At 65.0% G+C, this 18,803-nt stretch carries 19 protein-coding genes; 11 read left to right on the forward strand and 8 right to left on the reverse strand.

All coding sequences use genetic code 11. From position 1 onward, the window contains the following. From DFR45_RS03575 to DFR45_RS03600, 7 genes are all read left to right on the forward strand, one after another. Nucleotides 1–1,569 (forward strand): DUF935 domain-containing protein, encoded by a 1,569-nt coding sequence (locus DFR45_RS03575; RefSeq protein WP_114482327.1) that lies wholly within the window; start codon nt 1–3, stop codon nt 1,567–1,569. A gap of 9 nt (nt 1,570–1,578) precedes the next feature. Continuing rightward, the gene (locus tag DFR45_RS03580) at nt 1,579–2,460 is read left to right on the forward strand and encodes a phage head morphogenesis protein (RefSeq protein ID WP_114482328.1); all 882 of its coding nucleotides are present in this window, start codon (nt 1,579–1,581) and stop codon (nt 2,458–2,460) included. 24 nt (nt 2,461–2,484) lie between these two features. Continuing rightward, on the forward strand, nt 2,485–2,940 hold the full coding sequence (locus tag DFR45_RS03585) for a phage virion morphogenesis protein (RefSeq protein WP_114482329.1): 456 nt from the start codon (nt 2,485–2,487) through the stop codon (nt 2,938–2,940). A gap of 56 nt (nt 2,941–2,996) precedes the next feature. After that, nucleotides 2,997–3,746 (forward strand): DNA-methyltransferase, encoded by a 750-nt coding sequence (locus tag DFR45_RS03590; protein ID WP_158636969.1) that lies wholly within the window; start codon nt 2,997–2,999, stop codon nt 3,744–3,746. Then, complete coding sequence (locus tag DFR45_RS03595) at nt 3,743–4,066, forward strand: DUF6378 domain-containing protein (protein WP_194161652.1); 324 nt, start codon at nt 3,743–3,745, stop codon at nt 4,064–4,066. The genes DFR45_RS03590 and DFR45_RS03595 overlap by 4 nt, the downstream gene beginning before the upstream one ends. Nucleotides 4,067–4,391: 325 nt before the next feature. Continuing rightward, nucleotides 4,392–4,541 (forward strand): hypothetical protein, encoded by a 150-nt coding sequence (locus tag DFR45_RS14460; RefSeq protein ID WP_158637005.1) that lies wholly within the window; start codon nt 4,392–4,394, stop codon nt 4,539–4,541. Between the two features lie 292 nt (nt 4,542–4,833). Next, nucleotides 4,834–5,355: a hemerythrin domain-containing protein gene (locus DFR45_RS03600; protein WP_114482331.1), complete on the forward strand. Its 522-nt coding sequence runs from the start codon at nt 4,834–4,836 to the stop codon at nt 5,353–5,355. 70 nt (nt 5,356–5,425) lie between these two features. On the opposite strand, the gene DFR45_RS03605 is transcribed toward DFR45_RS03600, so the two are convergent. Beyond that, nucleotides 5,426–6,058: a MarC family protein gene (locus DFR45_RS03605; RefSeq protein ID WP_114482332.1), complete on the reverse strand. Its 633-nt coding sequence runs from the start codon at nt 6,056–6,058 to the stop codon at nt 5,426–5,428. 170 nt (nt 6,059–6,228) lie between these two features. Between DFR45_RS03605 and DFR45_RS03610 the strand changes: the two genes are divergently transcribed. Both DFR45_RS03610 and DFR45_RS03615 read left to right on the forward strand, forming a co-directional pair. Beyond that, on the forward strand, nt 6,229–6,918 hold the full coding sequence (locus DFR45_RS03610; RefSeq protein WP_114482333.1) for a dienelactone hydrolase family protein: 690 nt from the start codon (nt 6,229–6,231) through the stop codon (nt 6,916–6,918). Between the two features lie 167 nt (nt 6,919–7,085). Then, nucleotides 7,086–7,535 (forward strand): host attachment protein, encoded by a 450-nt coding sequence (locus DFR45_RS03615; protein ID WP_114482334.1) that lies wholly within the window; start codon nt 7,086–7,088, stop codon nt 7,533–7,535. Between the two features lie 117 nt (nt 7,536–7,652). On the opposite strand, the gene DFR45_RS03620 is transcribed toward DFR45_RS03615, so the two are convergent. The 7 genes from DFR45_RS03620 to hemB all read right to left on the reverse strand — a co-directional run bounded on the left by DFR45_RS03620 (nt 7,653) and on the right by hemB (nt 17,005). Then, nucleotides 7,653–8,654 (reverse strand): hypothetical protein, encoded by a 1,002-nt coding sequence (locus DFR45_RS03620; protein WP_114482677.1) that lies wholly within the window; start codon nt 8,652–8,654, stop codon nt 7,653–7,655. Between the two features lie 94 nt (nt 8,655–8,748). Next, nucleotides 8,749–10,317, reverse strand: a complete 1,569-nt coding sequence (locus tag DFR45_RS03625) for a methyl-accepting chemotaxis protein (protein WP_241659306.1) — start codon at nt 10,315–10,317, stop codon at nt 8,749–8,751. A gap of 98 nt (nt 10,318–10,415) precedes the next feature. After that, entirely contained in the window at nt 10,416–12,035 is a 1,620-nt protein-coding gene (locus DFR45_RS03630) for a DHA2 family efflux MFS transporter permease subunit (RefSeq protein ID WP_114482335.1), read from the reverse strand. A gap of 20 nt (nt 12,036–12,055) precedes the next feature. Continuing rightward, nucleotides 12,056–13,336 (reverse strand): HlyD/EmrA/EmrK family protein, encoded by a 1,281-nt coding sequence (locus DFR45_RS03635; protein WP_114482336.1) that lies wholly within the window; start codon nt 13,334–13,336, stop codon nt 12,056–12,058. Between the two features lie 79 nt (nt 13,337–13,415). Continuing rightward, nucleotides 13,416–15,032 carry an efflux transporter outer membrane subunit gene (locus tag DFR45_RS03640; protein WP_114482337.1) on the reverse strand — a complete coding sequence of 539 codons (1,617 nt, stop codon included), beginning with the start codon at nt 15,030–15,032 and terminating at the stop codon, nt 13,416–13,418. A gap of 98 nt (nt 15,033–15,130) precedes the next feature. Continuing rightward, nucleotides 15,131–15,712: a MarR family winged helix-turn-helix transcriptional regulator gene (locus tag DFR45_RS03645; protein ID WP_114482338.1), complete on the reverse strand. Its 582-nt coding sequence runs from the start codon at nt 15,710–15,712 to the stop codon at nt 15,131–15,133. A 282-nt stretch (nt 15,713–15,994) separates the two neighbouring features. After that, nucleotides 15,995–17,005 (reverse strand): porphobilinogen synthase, encoded by a 1,011-nt coding sequence (gene hemB / locus DFR45_RS03650; protein WP_114482339.1) that lies wholly within the window; start codon nt 17,003–17,005, stop codon nt 15,995–15,997. A gap of 231 nt (nt 17,006–17,236) precedes the next feature. Between hemB and DFR45_RS03655 the strand changes: the two genes are divergently transcribed. Continuing rightward, nucleotides 17,237–17,665 (forward strand): CopD family protein, encoded by a 429-nt coding sequence (locus DFR45_RS03655; protein ID WP_114482340.1) that lies wholly within the window; start codon nt 17,237–17,239, stop codon nt 17,663–17,665. Between the two features lie 22 nt (nt 17,666–17,687). After that, nucleotides 17,688–18,788: a VanZ family protein gene (locus DFR45_RS03660; RefSeq protein WP_114482341.1), complete on the forward strand. Its 1,101-nt coding sequence runs from the start codon at nt 17,688–17,690 to the stop codon at nt 18,786–18,788. The last annotated feature ends 15 nt before the right edge of the window (nt 18,789–18,803 follow it).

Consider the following 18,803-nt stretch of genomic DNA (forward strand, 5'->3'; position numbering starts at 1 on the left):
ATGACCGCACGCGGCCTTTACGTCACGCCGAGCGAATTCGTGCATTTTGCAGACCCATCGGCGCAGCGCCCCCTGTCAGAGCAGATTGCCACACGCGACCGCAGCCCTGATTTTGCGGCGCTGAGCCTGTTGCTGCCAAACCCTGACCCCATCCTCAAAAAACAGGGCCGCGACATTGCCATTTACACCGAGCTGCGCAGCGATGCGCACGTGGGCGGCTGCATTCGGCGGCGCAAGGCGGGTGTGCTGGCAATGGAATGGCGGCTGCAGCGCGGCAATGCGAGTGCGCGCACGCTCAAAATATGCCAGGCGGCATTCGATGCGCTGGATATGCGCCGCATCCTGCGCGAAATGCTCGATGCCCCGTTGTTTGGTTGGCAGCCAATGGAGATCGTGTGGAGCAAACCGCTATTCGGTGGCGCAACGGTGCCGCTGGATGTGCTGGCAAAGCCTGTCACGTGGTTCCAGTTCGACGCCAATGCGCAACTGCGTTTTCGCTCGCGCAATGCGCCGCTGTATGGCGAGGAGTTGCCAGAGCGCAAATTCCTGGTTCCGGCGCAGGATGCGAGCTACGCAAACCCCTATGGTTTTGCCGACCTGAGCATGTGTTTCTGGCCCACGGTATTCAAGCGTGGAGGGTTGAAGTTCTGGGTCACGTTCGCTGAAAAATACGGCACGCCCTGGCTCATCGGAAAGACCCCACGCGGCACACCACCGGCAGAGCAGAGCGCACTGCTGGACAACCTGGAAGCCATGGTGCAAGACGCTGTTGCGGTGATCCCCGATGACGCCAGCGTGGACATCGTGGAGTCTGCGGGAAAGACGGCGAGCGCAGACCTGTATGAGCGCCTGCTGATGTTCTGCCGGTCAGAAATAGCCATAGCGCTGCTGGGACAAAACCAGACCACCGAAGTGCAGTCCAACCGTGCCAGCGCCACCGCGGGCCTGCAGGTGGTGACAGAGCTGCGCGACGCGGACGCGCGCCTGGTGGAGGCAACCCTGAACCAGCTTTTGCGCTGGATCGTTGACCTTAACGATGGGCCTGGTGCAGCTGCACCTACGTTCGAACTGTACGAGCAAGAGGAGGTGGATACCACGCTGGCCCTGCGGGATAAGACGCTGACAGAATCTGGCGCAAAACTCACGCCCGCCTATTTCGCGCGGGTCTATGGTTTCGAGCCTGGTGATATTGCAGAGCCCCCACCACAAACCATGCAAACGCCTGCACCATTGTCAGGCGCTGCGCAAAACCCAGCGTTTGCAGATGCTGCAGGCAAATATATTGCCCCAGCGCAACGCATGACCACCACAGAAATGCTGGTGCAGGCTATGCAGGATCAATGGCAAAGCATTTCCGAGCCCATGGTAGCGCCATTGCGTGCGTTGTTTGCAGAGGCTGAAAATTCTGGTTTGACTGCGCAAGAATTGCTGGACAAGTTGCCGAGCACATTACCCGAGGTGGACGTGAAACCACTCACGGAAAAACTTGCGCAATCCGCATTCATTGCACGTGTCATTGCAGCCAACAATGCGGACAATGCAGACAATGCAGACCTTGCAAAAACATAATGCGCTGCAATGCCTGATTCCAATCTGACCCCGGAACAATTCGCGCAGCTCATGAAGCTCACGCCGCAAGATGCGGTGGATTGGCTCATGGCGCGCAACCTGATGCGCGAGACTTTCGCGTGGGAAGACATTTTTCAAGCTGAGCACAACACGCAATTCACCATTTCTCGTCTGGCCCGAGTGGACTTATTGCAGGACATTTACGACGGCATCGTTGCCAACGTCAACGGCAATTTGTCGCGCCGCGACTGGATGCGCGACGTCGAACAACTGCTGCGCGAGCGCGGATGGTGGGGCCTGAATGAGGTCACAGACCCCGTAACTGGCGACGTGGTGCGCACCAGGTTTGATGCTGCACGGCTCAAGCTCATTTTTGACACCAACACCAGCCAGGCCTATGCGGCAGGATTGTGGGAGCGTGCGCAGCGTACCAAAAAGACTCACCCCTACATGCGCTACGTCACCATGGATGATGGCCACGTGCGCCCCAAACATCGCGCCTGGCATAACGTCACCCTGCCAATCGATCACCCATGGTGGGATCAGCATTTCCCGCCCTGCGGCTGGCGCTGCCGCTGCCGCGCAGAGCCCATGAACCAGGAAGACTACGACCTTGGCTACACAGAGAGCCGCCCAGGTGCAGAGTTCGATGCCAATGCCCCTATCGTGCAAACTCCTCTGGTCAAAATAGCCCCCCCAAGCCCCATGGTGGACTATGTAAACACCCGCACTGGACAGATCGTGCAGGTAGCGGATGGCATCGATCCAGGCTTTGGCTACAACCCTGGAAAAGCTCGCTCCCAGGCCCTGAAAGACCTCGAGCAGGCCAAGCTGCAGCGGGCCGCAAAGGGCATTGCCGATGCCGCCAAAAAAGACGGCATGAGCGAGTAAGTGCAACCCGTGGAGTGCCCATAAATGCTCACCGTCAATATCCAGGACGCGCAGTTGCAGCAAAAGCTTGCCGCCGCGCATGCACGCCTCAGCGACTTGCATCCGCTGCTCGAGTCCATCGGCGCCATGATGGAGAGCAATGTCCGCAAACGGTTTTCAACCCGCAAAGACCCGAACGGCCAGAGCTGGCAACCATGGGCAGAGAAAACCATTGCCACGTACCCCAAGAAAGGCGCCCACAAACGCCTGCTGGATCGCTATGGCGACATGATCAAAAGCCTGTCGCACACCGTCACAGGCGCAGACTCGGTGCGCATTGGTTTCGGCCAGCCCTATGCCGTCTATCACGAGTTCGGCGCCAAAAACATGCCCCGCCGCGGCATGCTCATGAGCAGCCCAGAGGCCGGGACACTGTCCGCATCCGACGAAACGGCAGTCCTCGCCATCGTGCAGAAATTCATCGACGAATCCATGGGATAAGCATGCCAGAACCCTCCGTTTTAGACCACAAACCAACGGCTGAATCGCAGCGCATCGTGACCACTGATCAGGTGGGTTCGGTGCAGTTCCAGAAGTGCGTGATCGGCGACGCCACCCTCTACTGCGGCGACTCGCGTGAGCTGCTGCGGGCGGGGGTGTTTGGGCCTTGCGATGCGCTGGTGACAGACCCTCCATATGCGCTGCAAAACCGCTTCGGCACCATGAAAACCGACAAAGGTACGCGCCGCTTGCAGTTCGACTTCGACAGCAAAGATGCGACCTTTGAGGTCGTGCAGTCCCTGCGCCTATGCGCTGAACAGGTGCGCAATGCTGCCGTCATATTTTGCGGCACGGAACAAGCTGGCGATGTAGCGCGAACGCTGCGCACCAGCGGCATGGTTGCCAAGCATGCCGTCTGGGTAAAACCCTATCCGCCTCCACCAGGCGACGGAAACTGGTGGCCATCGGCGCACGAGAACATCGTGTACGCCTACCGCAAAGGCGCTTTTTTTGGCGACGACTCCAAGTACCGTTGCAACGTGTTCGTGTGCGACAACCTGCGCTATGGGCGTGCAGAAAAGGTGGCGCACCCCACACAAAAGCCGATCGAGCTGCTCAAGTACCTGGTGCGCAGCGTCACGCCTGCGCGTGGCACCGTAATCGACCCCTACATGGGCAGCGGCACCACCGGCGTAGCCGCGCTGAGCCTGGGCCACAGCTTCATCGGCTGCGAAATCTCCCCCGAGTTTTTCGAGATCGCGTGCCAGCGCGTCGAATTGTTCTATGAGCGTGGAGGCGCAGCATGACCAACGACATTCACCAAATCCTCACCGAGCGCGGCGACCGCTACGGCAGCTTCCAAACCCACGCCGAGCTCTCCCAGTCCCTCAAAACCACCATCACCAAAGCCGCCTCCGCCCGCAGCCTGACCCTCACCCCCGATCAGCAAGAGGCCCTTGAAATGATCCTCCACAAGATCGCCCGCATCATCAACGGCGACCCTGACTACGCCGATTCCTGGCTAGACATAGCCGGCTACGCCACCCTCGTAGCCAGTCGCCTCACCCTCCAACCCCCTCAAAAATACGACGCCAACTCCGCTTTCACACGGCAAAACCAACTTTAATTTCTCGTCCCCTTTTTTTCCATCCCATCCCCTTTTTTCCCCAAATATCGCGCCGTTGCCCCTTCATTTATCTCACTCCCGTTCATCAGATTCGAATTTCCGGCCGCTGGTGCTGGGGCAAAGGGAGGGTGCCGGGATGTGCGCCCGGCGGCGCACCTTCTTTTCTTGTCTCGCCAAGAAAAGAAGGCAAAAGAAGGCGACCCTGCTGTCTGCGTCCCTGTGCGCCTTACGGCGCCTAGCAGCCTGTCGGACTTTGGGCGTCGAAAGCGAGAATGTGCCCCAGCGAGGCCAGTTTTTGCCGAATTCGCCGCCCCATAGCGGGACTATGGGGCAAGAAGACGGTAAAAAATGGGCCGCTGCGGCGCATTCGCAGCCGACGATTCCAAAGTCCGACAGGCTGCTAGGGCAACCTGCGGTGCTCACGCCCGGCGGGGTCGCGCGAAACTCGCTGCGCTCAAACATCGCGCGCCCTTGATCCGCCGGGCGCTGCGCTCCTCGGCGCAGCCAGAAGGGCGGGGATACCACACGGGCCTTCGCTGCGCTCGGCCTTGGTCTGAAAAGCTCCCGTCATTGCGAGCCCCGCAGGGGCGTGGTATTAATTGGGGTCAGATTCCAATTAACTCGGCACCTCGCGCATCGGCCGAAAATTGGAATCTGACCCCAATTTCCAATTTCTGTACCCTCATTTCCCTGACCTGCATCAAAACCCCGACCTGCGGCGCTGCCTAAGCTGTGCGCCTGGATTTTGTGATGCAAGGAGATCGAACATGGCCGCACTCGAATGGTCGGATGCCCTGGCGCTGGAATTGCCGTTGATGGACGACACGCACCGCGAATTCGTCGAACTGCTTGCCGCGGTGGACGCGGCCGACGAGGCGCTCTTGCCCGCGGCTTGGGATGCGTTCGTGGCGCACACCGAGGCGCATTTCGCGCGCGAGGACGCCTGGATGGCCGCGACCCGTTTCGCTTCGGGCAACTGCCACAGCACCCAGCACAAGGTGGTGCTGCAGGTGTTGCAAGAGGGTTCTGCACGGCTCGCACAGGGTGAACCTGCCATGGTGCGCGCCTTGGTGGGCGAGCTCGCGCAATGGTTTCCACAGCACACGCAGGCCATGGATGCGGCACTCGCCTTGCACTTGCGCCGGGTGGGCTTCGATCCGGAAACGGGCGTCGTGCATGCGCCCGAAGCGCTGCCGCAAGTGCTGATCCACGGCTGCGGTGGCGCCACCTGTGCCGAGGGTGATGCGCAAGAGCCCGAGAATGCACCGGCGCAGGCCGCCGTCGCGTGAAATCGGTTTGCGCAAGATGCAATCATTGTGATAGCTGCTAGCGCTTGCTGCGCCTTGGTTTCAGCCGTTTTTAGCCTAAAAGTCCAGGGAACAGCTTGCCCAAGCCTTCGGCCATGACTTCGACGGCCAGGGCGGCAAGAATCAGCCCCATGAGGCGCGTCATCACGTTGATGCCGGTTTTGCCCAGCACGCGCGCGATCGGGTTGGCCAGGGCAAAGCACAGCGCCGTCGCGAGGGCAATCACGAGGCCGTAGCCCAGGAGGGCCGCATGCTGCCAGATCGTGTGCGCCCGGTCGGCGTAGATCACCACGGTGGACATGGTGGCCGGCCCCGTGAGCAGTGGAATGGTCAGCGGCACGACGGCGATGCTTGCGCCCGAGGCGGCTTTTTCTGCGCCTTCTTCCATTTCGTGCGTGTGCGCCTTGGCCTCGGCGGGCTGGGCGTTGAGCATGTTCATTGCGCTGATGAGCAGCAGCATGCCGCCACCGACTTGAAAGCTCTGCAGCGAGATATTGAAAAATTCCAGAATCTGCAGCCCCAGCAGTGCGCAGGCCGCAATCACGCAAAACACCGCAAACGCCGCCGTGCGCACCGTGGCGCGGCGCTGCGCAGGCGAAAAGCCCTGGGTGTAGTGGATGAAAAACGGCACGATGGCCAGCGGGTTCACGATGGCCAGCAGGGTGATCAGCGGCTTGAGGTCCATGCACGGGCTCCTTGCCGCTATCGTAAAGACGATAGCGGCAAATTCCGCGTGCGGCGGCGGATTTTTGTGCATCCCTGCCATCGGCGGAGCGTTCTGCTGCAAAAATGCCGTGTTCCGTGACGCTGGCCGTCGCAGGAGCTTGGTCTATCCACTTTTATGAGGAGCATTTCATGAGCCAATTCATCCAGGTGACTTCGAGCGATGGTTTTTCCGTGCCCGCTTGGCTGGCCGAGCCCCAGGGTACGCCGCGTGGCGCGATCGTGGTGCTGCAGGAAATTTTCGGCGTGAATTCGCACATCCGTGCGGTGGCCGACCGCTACGCCGCGAATGGCTACCTCGCGCTCGCGCCTTCCACCTTTGCGCGTGTCAAACAGGGCGTGGAGCTCGGGTACGAGCAAAAAGACATGGAAGCCGGTTTTGCCCTCAAGACGGCCGTCGATGCACTGCCGGCGCCAGGGGTCATGGCAGACATCCAGGCTGCCATCCATGAAGCGGCCAAACGCAGCGGGGGCAAGGTCGGCATCGTGGGTTTTTGCTGGGGCGGACTGCTGACATGGCGTGCCGCATGCACGCTCGACGGCCTGTCGGCGGCGGTGTGCTACTACGGCGGCGGCATGACCACGCCCGAGGAGTCGGCGCGCAAGCCGCGCGTGCCGGTGCTTGCCCATTTCGGTGAGCGTGACCACTGGATTCCAGTCGAGGAGGTCAAGGCATTCGCCAAAGCCCATCCCGAGGTCGAGGTGCACATTTACGCCGCCGACCACGGCTTCAACTGCGACCAGCGCGGCTCTTACGATGCGGCGGCCGCGCAGCTGGCCAACGAGCGTACGCTGGCCTTCTTCGCCAAGCACCTTGCGTGACCTTGCGCCGGGGTCGGGTTCGGGGCGCTGTGCCGCTCTGGCCACCATGGCGGGTACAAGAGACGGTTGTAAAAAGACTTTGCGCCCTCATCTATAAAACAGAGCGAACGCTCTTGGCTTTCCATGGCGTCCGCTCGTTTTTTCCATGACACAAAGAGGCTCAGACCATGAAACCCGACCGCATCCTGATTGCCAATGCCACGCACGCGCGGTATCTGGCGCGAGAATCCAACGGCACCTTGCAGTTGCTCGAAACTTTCGAGCACCCTGAGAGCCGTCGCAAAGTCAGCGAGCTGGTACACGACAAAATGGGGCGCGAAGCCTCCGACCGCAGCTACGGCGGCGCTGCTTATCAGCCACCGACGGACCCCAAGCGCAAAGAGCATTTGCGTTTTGCACAGGAGCTGTCCGACTATCTGGAGCGCGAGGCACTCGAGGGCCGCTGCCACGCCCTGGCCATTTTTGCGTCCGACCCCTTCCTCGGTGAGCTCAAGGCCGAACTGGGCGAGGCTGCGCGGCGGGTGTTGATCCTCGCGCGCGACCTTGACCTGACGGGCTTCGAGCTGCCCGAGCTGCAGCAACGCGTCAAGCAAGAGCTGTTGCCGCCCGAGCGTTGAGCTGCGCGTGCAAGTGCATCAAAAAAGGGGGGCTCGGCTCCCCTTTTTGCTTTTTGCTGCTAGGCTATTTGTCGCATCAAGTATCAAACACTACACTAGTTTGGGAAAAGTCTGGGTTCACGCTCCCCAGCGCATCGCAGCAAATGCGCGCAGGAAGTCTTCGAACGAGTCCTGGGGCAGCCGGTCTATGCCACCTGCAGCAGCGCGGCCCGAGCCGCCAAAACGGCTGCACAAGTCTGCTGCGCCTTGCGGGGCGGTGCGTGGCGCACGCATGCTCACGCGCCATGCAGCGTCTGCCGCGTCGGTCTTTGGCAGCGGCAGCAGCAGCGCATGCGCGCGCTGCGGTTCCTGGTTCGCGAGCTGGTTGGCGAGATGCCCCATGATGCGCCGGCTCCATGCGGCGTCAGGCAACAGCACGACGCTGCCGCGTGCATCCTGCCAATAGGGCGCCAGTTCCGCGGCATGCGCCAGGTCGTTTGCGCGCTGCGCATCGAGCGCCTGCAGCACGGGCTCGTGCGCGAGCATCGCAAAAGGGTCTTCGTAGCGCGCCATGAGCGCATACAGCTGCGCAGGGTGGATGAGCACGTCGTGCGCGGACTCGCCGTAGGCGTTGTAGTTGATCGCCTCGCCCATGCGCCGCAGCGCGTCGATCCGTGCGCGCTCGAGATTCAGCGTGGCGGCAAGGCGCTCGGCCACGCTGCCCAGGTTGTCGCCAAAAGCGCCGACCACCGCCCAGGCGCGAAAGCGCCCGCCGAGTGCGCGGTCCACGAGCACGCTCGTGCAGACGTCGGGCGCCGCGTCGAGGTGCGCTTCGAGGCAGGGGTGGACGAGCGGCGCGCCGCTTGCGTGGTGGTCGAAGTAGCGCACGCGCACGCCGCGCGCGAGCAGGCGTTCGAGCGCGGCGCGGTTGCGCGCCAGCGCAATGTCGCACACCAGCACTTCGTCGCCCGGCTCGGCCGCCACGCGCTCGAGCAGTGCGATGTCACGCTTGAGTCCCGTGACCAGCGTGGCCTCAGCAGGCGCGTGCAGGCGCCACTGCCGCACCGCGCACAGGCCGTCGGCATCGCCGTTGCAGACGTCGTAGTGGTGCGGCTGGTTTGATGGGTTGACGGTAGGCACGGCAGTGAGTATTTGCTGAAGCGGCGCGGCGCAGGGGCGGCAGTGCAGGTGGCAGGTGCGCGCCACACCGTGCGGCCATGGTTTTGCAGCGATCTTAAGTGAGCTTGAAACGTTGCACGCTTTCGAGCAGCTGCATGGCTTGCTCGCGCAGGGCTTGCGCAGCGGCGGCCGATTCTTCGACGAGCGCGGCGTTTTGCTGCGTCATGCGGTCGAGCTCGGACACGGCAACGTTGACTTGCGCGATGCCGTTGCTCTGCTCGCCCGTGGCGGTGGTGATTTCCTGGATCAGCGTGTGCACTTCCTGCACCGCGGCGACGACGCGCTCCATGGTTTGACCGGTCAGCGCGGCTTGCGCGCCGCCCGCCTCGACCTGTTGCACCGAGTTTTCGATCAAGGTCTTGATCTCGCGCGCCGCCTGCGCCGAGCGCTGTGCCAGCGTGCGCACCTCGCTCGCGACCACGGCAAAGCCGCGTCCTTGCTCGCCTGCACGTGCCGCTTCGACGGCGGCGTTGAGCGCCAGGATGTTGGTCTGAAAGGCGATGCTGTCGATCACACTGGTGATGTCGGCGATCTGGCGCGACGAGGCGCGGATGTCCTCCATGCGGTGCACCACCTGCGCCACGGCTTCACCGCCCTGCGTCGCGACCTCGTTGGCCGTTTCGGCGCAGCGCGCGGCGCGGCGCGCGGCCTCGGCGTTTTGCGTGACCGAGCCGGTGAGCTCTTCCATGCTTGCCGCAGTCTGTTCCAGATTCGACGCGGTGCTCTCGGTGCGGCTGCTCAAGTCCTGGTTGCCGCTTGCGATTTCGGCGCTCGTGTGGGCCAGTTGCTCTGCCGCCTGGCGCACGCCGCGCAAGGTTTGCGTCAAATCCTCGGACATGGCCTTCATCGCGGCGAGCAGATGGCTGATTTCGTCGCGCCCCTTGACGGTGACCTGCTGCGTGAGGTCGCGTTGCGAAATCGCGCGGGCCACGCGCACGGCCTTGTCCAGACCGCGCACGACCGATTGCTGGACGTTGCGCGCGAGCAGCAGGTTGACGGCCACGGCAAGCGCAACCACGATCAGCGTGCGCCAGAGGCTCGCGAGAAAGTTCTTGCGCAAATCGTCGGCATAAACGCCCGAGCCCACGACCCAGCGCCAGGGCGCAAAAGCCTTGACGTAAGAAATCTTGGGCACGGGCTGATCCTCACCCGGCTTGGGCCACTGGTAGGTGACGAACCCGCCGCCATCGCTTTGCTGTGCGCGCCGGACGAAGAGCACGAAGATCGGTTTGCCATCCGGGTCCTGGATGTGGGAGGCGTCCTGCCCGTTGAGTTCAGGCTTGAAAGGGTGCATGAGCACGCGCGGCTGCATGTCTTGCACCCAAAAGTATTCTTTGCCCGAATAGCGCGCCGCCTGCAGGGTCTGCAAGGCCAGTTGCTGGGCCTGCGCACGGGTGTAGGTGCCGCGGGCTTCGAGCTGCTGCGCCCAGCCGAGGATGGAGTGCGCCACTTCCACCGTCTGGCGCACGGCGATTTCCCGTCCGGCGCGCGTGATTTGATATTCCTCGAACAGAAAGTAGCCCGAAATGGCCACCAGGATCAGCGAGGCCAGGGCCGTCATGAGCCGCAACTTGGCGGCGATCGTCAGGGCATTGAGGGCGCGGCGCAGAAAAGAGAAGTCCATGGGCAGAAAGCGCAATGGCGTTGGTCAAAAGCTGTAAGTCTGACCGAAAAGTAAGCCATTGCAACTCCTGTAAATCCCTGATTTGACGAGCGTCAAGATCAATGCGCGCCTGCCGCAGCTTCGGCGCTGCCTTCGCTGGCGTGCGGGCGGTGGGCGAGCCAGATCAGCGGGATCAGCAGCAGAAAAATGAGTGCCGAGGCGTAGAAGATGTCGTTGGCCGCGAGCATGAAGGCTTGCTGGTTCAGCAGCAGCTCGACCTGCCCGAGCGCCTGCTGCTGGCTCAGGCCCGCGGCCTGCAGCCCTTGCAGCGTCTGCGCGAGCGTGCTGTTGCCCTGCTGCAGGGTTTCGACCAGGTGCACGTGGTGCATGGTCGCGCGGCGCTCCCACAGCGTGGTCGAGACCGAGGTGCCTATGGCGCCGGCGGTGATGCGCATGAAGTTCGACAGTCCCGAAGCCGAGGGAATGCGCGGCCCGTGCACCTCGGAGAGCGTGATCGTCACGAGCGGGATGAAGAAAAACGCCATCGCGATCCCCTGGATCACGGTGGGGATCAGGATGGTGACCACGTCCGCCTGCGTGTTGAAGCGCGAGCGCATCCATAGCACCAGCGCGAACACCAAAAAGGAAATGGTGGCGTACTGGCGCGGGTCGGCTTTGGTGACGGTGCGCCCGACGATGGGCGAGAGCACCAACGCGAGCAGGCCCACGGGCGCCAGCACTTCGCCAGCCTGCGTGGCCGTGTAGCCCATGAACTGCTGCAGCCAGAGTGGCAGCAGCACGACGTTGCCAAAGAACACGCCGTAGCCGAACGACGTGGCGATCGCGCCGGCCCAAAAATTCCGTATCTTGAACAGCGTCAGGTCCACCACCGGGTGTTTGTCGCCGAGCTCCCAGATCATGAATGCGGCAAAGCCTATGACCGCGACGACGGCGCAGCCCACCACCAGCGGCGACTCGAACCAGTCGTGTTCCTTGCCGATGTCGAGCATGATCTGCATGCTCGCGACCCAGACCACGAGCAGGCCCAAACCGACCGAGTCGATAGGCAGGGCATGGCGCGGCGACTCGCGGTGGCGGAAGATGCCCCAGGTCACGAGCGCTGCGAGCACGCCCACGGGCGCGTTGATGTAGAAGATCCACGGCCAGGTCATGTTGTCGGTGATCCAGCCGCCCAGCAGCGGGCCCGTCACCGGGGCGATGAGCGTGGTCATGGACCAGGCGGCCATGGCCACGCCCGCGAGCGCGCGCGGGTAGCTCGACAGCAGCAACGCCTGCGACAGCGGGATCATGGGCCCGGCGACAAAACCCTGCAGCGCGCGGAAGGCGATCAAAAGCGGCATGGTCGGGGCGAGGCCACACAGCACCGACGCGAGCACGAACAAGACGACGCTGAGCACGAACAGGCGCACCTGCCCAAAGCGCTGCGACAGCCAGCCCGTGAGCGGCACCGAAATCGCGTTGGCCACGGCAAAGCTCGTGATGACCCAGGTGCCCTGCGTGGGGCTCACGCCCAGGTCGCCCGCGATCGCGGGCAGCGACACGTTCGCAATCGAGGTGTCGAGCACGTTCATGAACGTGGCCGCCGAGAGCGCGAGCGTGCCCCACAGGCGTGCGCTGCCGGACAGCGGCGGCAGCGGCGCGGCAGGCGCGGGGGCTTGTGTGGCGGGAGGGGGCGGTGGCGACGTGCCCGAGGGCGCGCTGGCGGAAGCTGCGTTCATGTGCGGGCTTTCGGGGGCGGTCAGCCTTTGCGTGCGCCGGCGCTTTGCGCTGCGGCGGCGGCCGGCTGGCCTTTGCTGGGTGCGCTTTTGGCGGCAGGGCCGGCGTTGGCGGCGATGATGCGTGCCACATCGGCCTCGGCACCGCGATCCCAATCGGCATAGACGCCGGTCTGCGCGATGGGCTCGGTACGCGGCTGCGCGGCCAGCATGGGGCCGCTGCGGTCGGAGGTATCGACGTCGACGAGCATGGACAGCCCCACGCGCAGCGGGTGTGCGCGCAGCTCTTGGGGGTCGAGCGTGATGCGCACCGGCACGCGCTGCACCACCTTGATCCAGTTGCCCGTGGCGTTTTGCGCGGGCAGCAGCGCAAAGGCCGAGCCCGTGCCCATCCCCAAGCCCGCGACGCGGCCGCGGTATTCGACCTTGCCGCCATAGAGGTCGGCCGTGAGCGTGGCGGGCTGGCCCAGGCGCAGGTTGCGCAGCTGGTTTTCCTTGAAGTTGGCATCGACCCACATCTGCTCGGCGGGCACCACGCTCATGAGCGGCGTGCCGGCGGCCACGCGCTGGCCCAGCTGCACGCTGCGCCGTGCCACGTAGCCGGCCACGGGCGCGGGGATCACGGTGCGGCGCTCGGCCAGATAGGCTTCGCGCACCTTGGCGGCGGCGGCGAGCACGTTGGGGTGGCGCTCGAGCGGCACGCCCTGCGTCAGCGCCTGGTTGCTCGCGAGCTGCTCGCGTGCGGCGGCCACGGCGGCTTCGGCTGCAGCGAGCGCGGCGCGCGCAGCGTCGTATTGGGCCTGCGCCTGGTGCAGCTCTTCCTGCGAGACGGCGCCATTGCCCGCGAGCTTCTGGCGCCGCTGCAGGAGGTCGCTCGTGCGCGTGACGTCGGTGCGTGCGCGCGCGGCGTCGGCCTCGCGCAGGCGCACCTGCTCTTGCAGCGCAGCGTCGTTGACGTAGATGGTGCGCACCTGGCGCACGGTCTGCGCGAGCGCCGCTTCGGCCTGCGCCAGTGCCACGCGCGCGTCGGACGGATCGAGCCGCACGAGCGGCGCGCCGGCCTGCACGTAGTCGGTGTCGTCGGCGAGGATGGCCGTCACCGTGCCGCCGGTCTGCGGCGTGATCTGGATCACGTTGCCTTGCGCGTAGGCGTTGTCGGTGTCTTCGTTGTGGCTCGCAATGAGCCACTCGTAGGCGCCCCAGGCGGCACCCGCGACGAGCACCACGACGGCAAGCGCGAGCAGGGCCTTGCGGCGGGTGGGGTTGGTTTCACGGGCGGCGTAAGTGGGTTGCGGTTCGGTCATGGGAGGTCCAAAAAGGTCGAAGCGGCAAAAGAGGAGGGGTTGGGGCTTGGGCCGGGCGACGTGGCTGCGGGACGCGCGTTCAGCGCGCCGAGCTCGCCAGCGTCTCGGGCAGCGTGGCCTGGTAGCCGCCGCCCAGCGCGCGGATCAGGTTGACTTGCGTGTCCAGGCGCCGCGCGGCCAGATCGACGCCCAGGCGCCGCTGCGCGAGCACGTTGGTTTCGGCGGCGAGCACCGTGAGGTAGTTGGTCAGGCCCTGGCGGTAGCGTTCGAGCGCGAGCGCATACGCCGCTTCGGCCGCAGCCTGCGCCTGGCGCTGCTCGGTCTGCTGGCGCACGATGGAGCGTGCTGAGTCGAGCTGGTCGGCCACGTCGTGCACGGCGTCGAGCAGGCTCGCGTTGTAGCTCGCCACTGCGGCGTCCAGGTCGGCCGACTTGCCGCGCAGGTTCGCGCGCAGGCGGCCCGAGTCGAAGATCGGCAGGCTGATCGCCGGGCCGAAGCCCCACTCTTTGCTGCTTGCCCGCGCGAAGTTGTCCAGCCCTATGCTGGAGAGGCCCACGAAGGCGGCGAGGTTGACGTTGGGGTAGAACAGGCTGCGTGCTTCATCGACGCTGCGCGTGGCTGCTTCCACGCGCCAGCGCGCGGCTGCGATGTCGGGGCGGTGGCCGAGCAGCTCGGCCGGCAGCTGCGCCGGGATTTCTACTGCTTTGATAGCTGTTAGCGAAGGTGTATCAAGCGCTAGAGCCGCTTTTGGCTCGGAAACGAGCGCGCCGATCGCGTTGCGCATGAGGGCGATCTGCTCGCGCAGCGCCTCGACCTGCTGGCGCGCGTCGGGCACGCCGCCTTCGCTCTGACGCAGCTCCACGCGCGTGTCCAGGCCTGCGGCGAAGCGCTCGCGCACCAGTTGCAGCGTCTCCTCGCGCTGCGCCAGGGTGCGCTCGGCCACGGCGAGCTGCGCCTGCAGCCGCGCGAGCTGGAAGTAGCTGCGCACCACGCTGCTCGCGAGCAGCAGGCGCGCAGCCTGCGCGTCGGCCTCGGCGGCGCGCGCCGCGCCTATGGCTGCTGCGAGCGCGGCGCGGTGCTTGCCGAAAAAGTCGAGTTCCCAGCTGCCCGTCAGCGTGCCTTCGGCGAGATTGAAGCTGCCGCCGCCATAGGGCGGCGGGTAGAGGCTGTGGGCGCTGAAATGTTGCCTATCGACTTGCAGGCTGCCGTCCAGGCGCGGGCCGTCGCTCGCGCGCACGGCCTCGCTGAACGCCCAGGCGCTCGCAAGGCGCGCCTGCGCCTGCTGCAGCGAGGGATTGCCGGCCAGCGCTTTGGCGACGAGCGCGTCGAGCTGCGCGTCGCCCCACATGCGCCACCAGTCGGTTTGCAGCGCCACACCGGGCGCGTTGGCATGACCGGCAGCGGCGCCCGCAGCGTCCGCGGCAGGAGCGGACGCCGGCGTGAGCCCCAGGCTGGCGGCGTCGCGCATCTGCACTTGCGGCGCGATGCCGGCGTGGTCGGCGCAGCCGGTGAGGGCCGCCAAACCTGTAAATCCAGCGCAGGCGAGCGCCCTGGCCGCCGCAGGGAACCCGCGCACGCGCACGGCAAAACCTGCCGACGCGCTGGTCGCGGTAGCAGCTAGGAGCCTGTCGGACTTTGGAATCGTCGGCTGCGAATGTGCCGCAGCGGCCCATTTTTTACCGTCTTCTTGCCCCATAGTCCCGCTATGGGGCGGCGAATCCGGCAATAACTGGCCTCGCTGGGGCGCATTCTCGCTATTGACGCCCAAAGTCCGACAGGCTCCTAGGAAGAAATTCATGGTGCAGGATGTTCGTGGGAGGAAGAATGCACCCCGTCGCCCACAGCGGCGGGGGGGAGCGCTTGCAGGTTGTCGTGGATGCGCTGGATCAAGGCCTGCAACTGGGCGACCTCAGCGGCGTCGAAGCCTTGCAGGGCCTGCGCTTGCAGCGCGTCGAAAATCGCGGGCAGCTGCGCGGCTACGGCGCGGCCGGCGTCGGTCAGCTCGGTGTGCACGACGCGCCGATCCTGCGCCGAGCGCACGCGCGTGCACAGGCCTTTGGCTTCGAGCCGGTCGAGCAAGCGCGTCATGCCGCCCGCGTCCATGTGGCAGCTGCGCGCCAGTGCGGCCACCGTGCCTTCCTGGCCCAGCAGCAGGCGCAACATGGGCTTCCACTGCGCGTCCGTCAGGCCCAGCGGCTCGACGCGGCGGGTGATCTCGGCGCCCAGCAGCGCGACGATGCGCCGCAGCTGGTAGCCGATCTGCTGTTCGAGGTCGAACGGCGTTGCGGCGGGCGTGGCTAGCAGCCTGTCGGACTTTGGAATCGTCGGCTGCGAATGCGCCGCAGCGGCCCATTTTTTACCGGCTTCTTGCCCCATAGTCCCGCTATGGGGCGGCGAATCCGGCAAAAACTGGTCACGCTGGGGCCCATTCTCGCTATCGACGCCCAAAGCCTGACAGGCTGCTTGGGCAGGAGGGGTTGGAGACGACATGCTGGCGACAATCAATGAGGGCGCAATTATTGTCGAAGTAGCATTTGTCTGCACAAACGAATCGCAGCGGCACTGGGAGTGCTGCGCAAACGCCACGAAGTCCCGATGCCGTAGCCGCAGATTTTTAGCGAAATTGGCGTGTAGTACCCGTCAATAAAGCGCTTGCAGCTATACCTTTTGAAGTATCCGTGCAGCCTCGAGGGCGAAGTAGGTCAGCACGCCATCGGCGCCCGCGCGCTTGAAGGCGAGCAGGCTCTCGAGCATCACCGCGTCGTGATCGAGCCAGCCGTTGGCGCTCGCGGCCTTGAGCATCGCGTATTCGCCGCTGACCTGGTAGGCGAAGGTCGGCACGCGAAACTCGTCCTTCACGCGGCGCACTACGTCCAGGTAGGGCATGCCGGGCTTGACCATCACCATGTCCGCGCCTTCGGCGATGTCCAGCGCCACTTCACGCAGCGCCTCGTCGGTGTTGGCCGGGTCCATCTGATAGACGCTCTTGTTGCTCTTGCCGAGCGCGCCGCGCGTGCCCACGGCGTCGCGAAACGGGCCGTAGAACGCGCTCGCGTACTTGGCGCTGTAGGCCATGATGGCGGTGTGGATGTGGCCCTGCACTTCGAAGGCTTCGCGGATCGCGCCTATGCGTCCGTCCATCATGTCGCTGGGCGCGACGATGTCCACGCCGGCCTGCGCATGCGCGAGCGCCTGCGCGGTGAGGATCTCCACCGTCTCGTCGTTGAGGATGTAGCCCGTGTCGTCGAGCACGCCGTCCTGCCCGTGGCTGGTGTAGGGGTCGAGCGCGACGTCGGTGAGCACGCCCAGATCGGGAAACTCGCGCTTGAGCGTGCGCACCGCGCGTGGGATCAGACCGTCGGGGTTGGTGGCCTCTTTGCCGTCGGGCGTCTTGAGGGCCGGGTCTATGGCCGGAAACAGCGCCAGCACCGGGATGCCCAGTTGCACGCATTCCTGCGCCACGGGCAGCAGCAAGTCCAGGCTCAGGCGCTCCACGCCGGGCATGGAGGGCACGGGGGTGCGCAGCTTTGTGCCCTCGTGCACGAACACGGGGTAGATGAGGTCGTGCGGCGTGAGCACATGTTCGCGCACCAGGTTGCGCGTGAAGGCGTTGCGGCGCAGTCGGCGCGGGCGGTTTTGGGGGAAGGGGGCAGGGCTGTGGAGGTGCATGGGGAAAATTGTGCCTCATTCGGGGTTATCGCTAGGAGCCTGTCGGACTTTGGGCGTCGATAGCGAGAATGCGCCCCAGCGTGACCAGTTTTTGCCGCATTCGCCGCCCCATAGCGGGACTATGGGGCAAGAAGACGGTAAAAAATGGGCCGCTGCGGCGCTTTCGCAGCCGACGATTCCAAAGTCCGACAGGCTCCTACGCCACGCCCGTGGAAGCCCTACACTGCCGCCATGCTCTGGGTCAAGTCCTTTCACATCGTGTTCGTGGCCAGCTGGTTCGCCGGCTTGTTCTATCTGCCACGCATCTTCGTCAACCTCGCCATGGTGGCGCCGGGCTCGGTGGCCGAGCGCGAGCGCCTGCTGCTCATGGCGCGCAAGCTGCTGCGCTTTAGCACGCTGCTCGCCGTGCCGGCCGTGGCGCTGGGCCTGTGGCTGTGGCTGGGCTACGGCATAGGCCGCGGGCCGGGCAACGGCTGGCTGCATGCCAAGCTGTTGGCCGTGCTGCTGGTCATTGGCTACCACCATGCCTGCGCCGTGCTGCTGCGCAAGCTCGCGGCCGGCACCAGCCAGCGTAGCCACATTTGGTTTCGCTGGTTCAACGAGGTGCCGGTGCTGCTGCTGCTCGTGATTGTGGTGCTGGTGGTGGTCAAGCCGTTCTGAGGACGCAGGGCGCACCGGGATCATGCACAAGACCTCTGCCTGGCCCCTCGCGCTGCTCTACGGCGCGCTGATCGTTTTTGCGAGCCTGTTTCCCTTCAGCGGTTGGCGCGCGCAAGGGGTCGCGCCCTGGGCTTTCCTGCTGGCGCCGCTGCCGCCGCCGTACTGGACGAAGTTCGACGTCTTCACCAATCTGTTTGGCTATGCCCCGCTGGGTTTTTTGCTCGCGCTCGCGCTGCTGCGCACGGGCGTGCGCGCGCGCTGGGCGTTTGTGCTGGCCACGCTCGCGGGGGCGCTGCTGTCGCTTTGCATGGAGTTTCTGCAGATTTACCTGCCGCAGCGTGTGGCGTCCAATCTCGATTGGCTGCTCAATGCGCTGGGCACGCTCATGGGTGCGCTTGCGGCCCTGCTGCTCGAGCGCCTGGGCGCCGTGGCGCGCTGGAGCAACGTGCGTGCACGCTGGTTCGTGCCCGACGCGCGCGGCGCCCTCGTGTTGCTGGCCTTGTGGCCCGCGGCGCTGCTGTTCCCCGCGGCCGTACCTTTTGGCCTTGGGCAGGTGTTCGAGCGGCTGGGTGCTGCGCTCGTCGAGACGCTGGACGGCACACCGTTTCTGGACTGGCTGCCGCAGGTCGATGAAGAGTCGCTCGATCCGCTCTCTCCCGGTGGCGAGATGCTTTGCGTCGCGCTGGGGCTCCTGATTCCATGTCTGCTCGGCTACGGCGTGATTCGCACGGCCGGGCGGCGTGCGCTGTTTGCCGCCGGGGTTCTGTGCGCGGGCCTCGCCGCCACGGCGCTGTCGGCGGCGCTGAGCTGGGGCCCGGTGCATGCCTTGGACTGGCTGAGTCTGCCCGTGCGCGCGGGCCTGGTGCTGTGGCTGCTGGCTGCCGCCGTGCTACTGCCCTTGGGCCGGCGCGCGTGCCTGGCGCTGCTGCTGCTCGCGCTGGCCTGGCATCTGTCCTTGCTCAACCAGGCACCGACGAGCGCCTACTTCAGCCACACGCTCCAGCTTTGGGAGCAAGGACGCTTCATCCGCTTCTACGGCCTCGGCCAATGGCTGGGCTGGCTCTGGCCTTACGTCACGCTGCTGTACGCGCTGCTGCGGCTGTCGCGGCGCGATGCACGGTAACGAGCGCGATTTCTT

The organism is Extensimonas vulgaris (assembly GCF_003337425.1).
Lineage (GTDB): Bacteria > Pseudomonadota > Gammaproteobacteria > Burkholderiales > Burkholderiaceae_C > Extensimonas > Extensimonas vulgaris.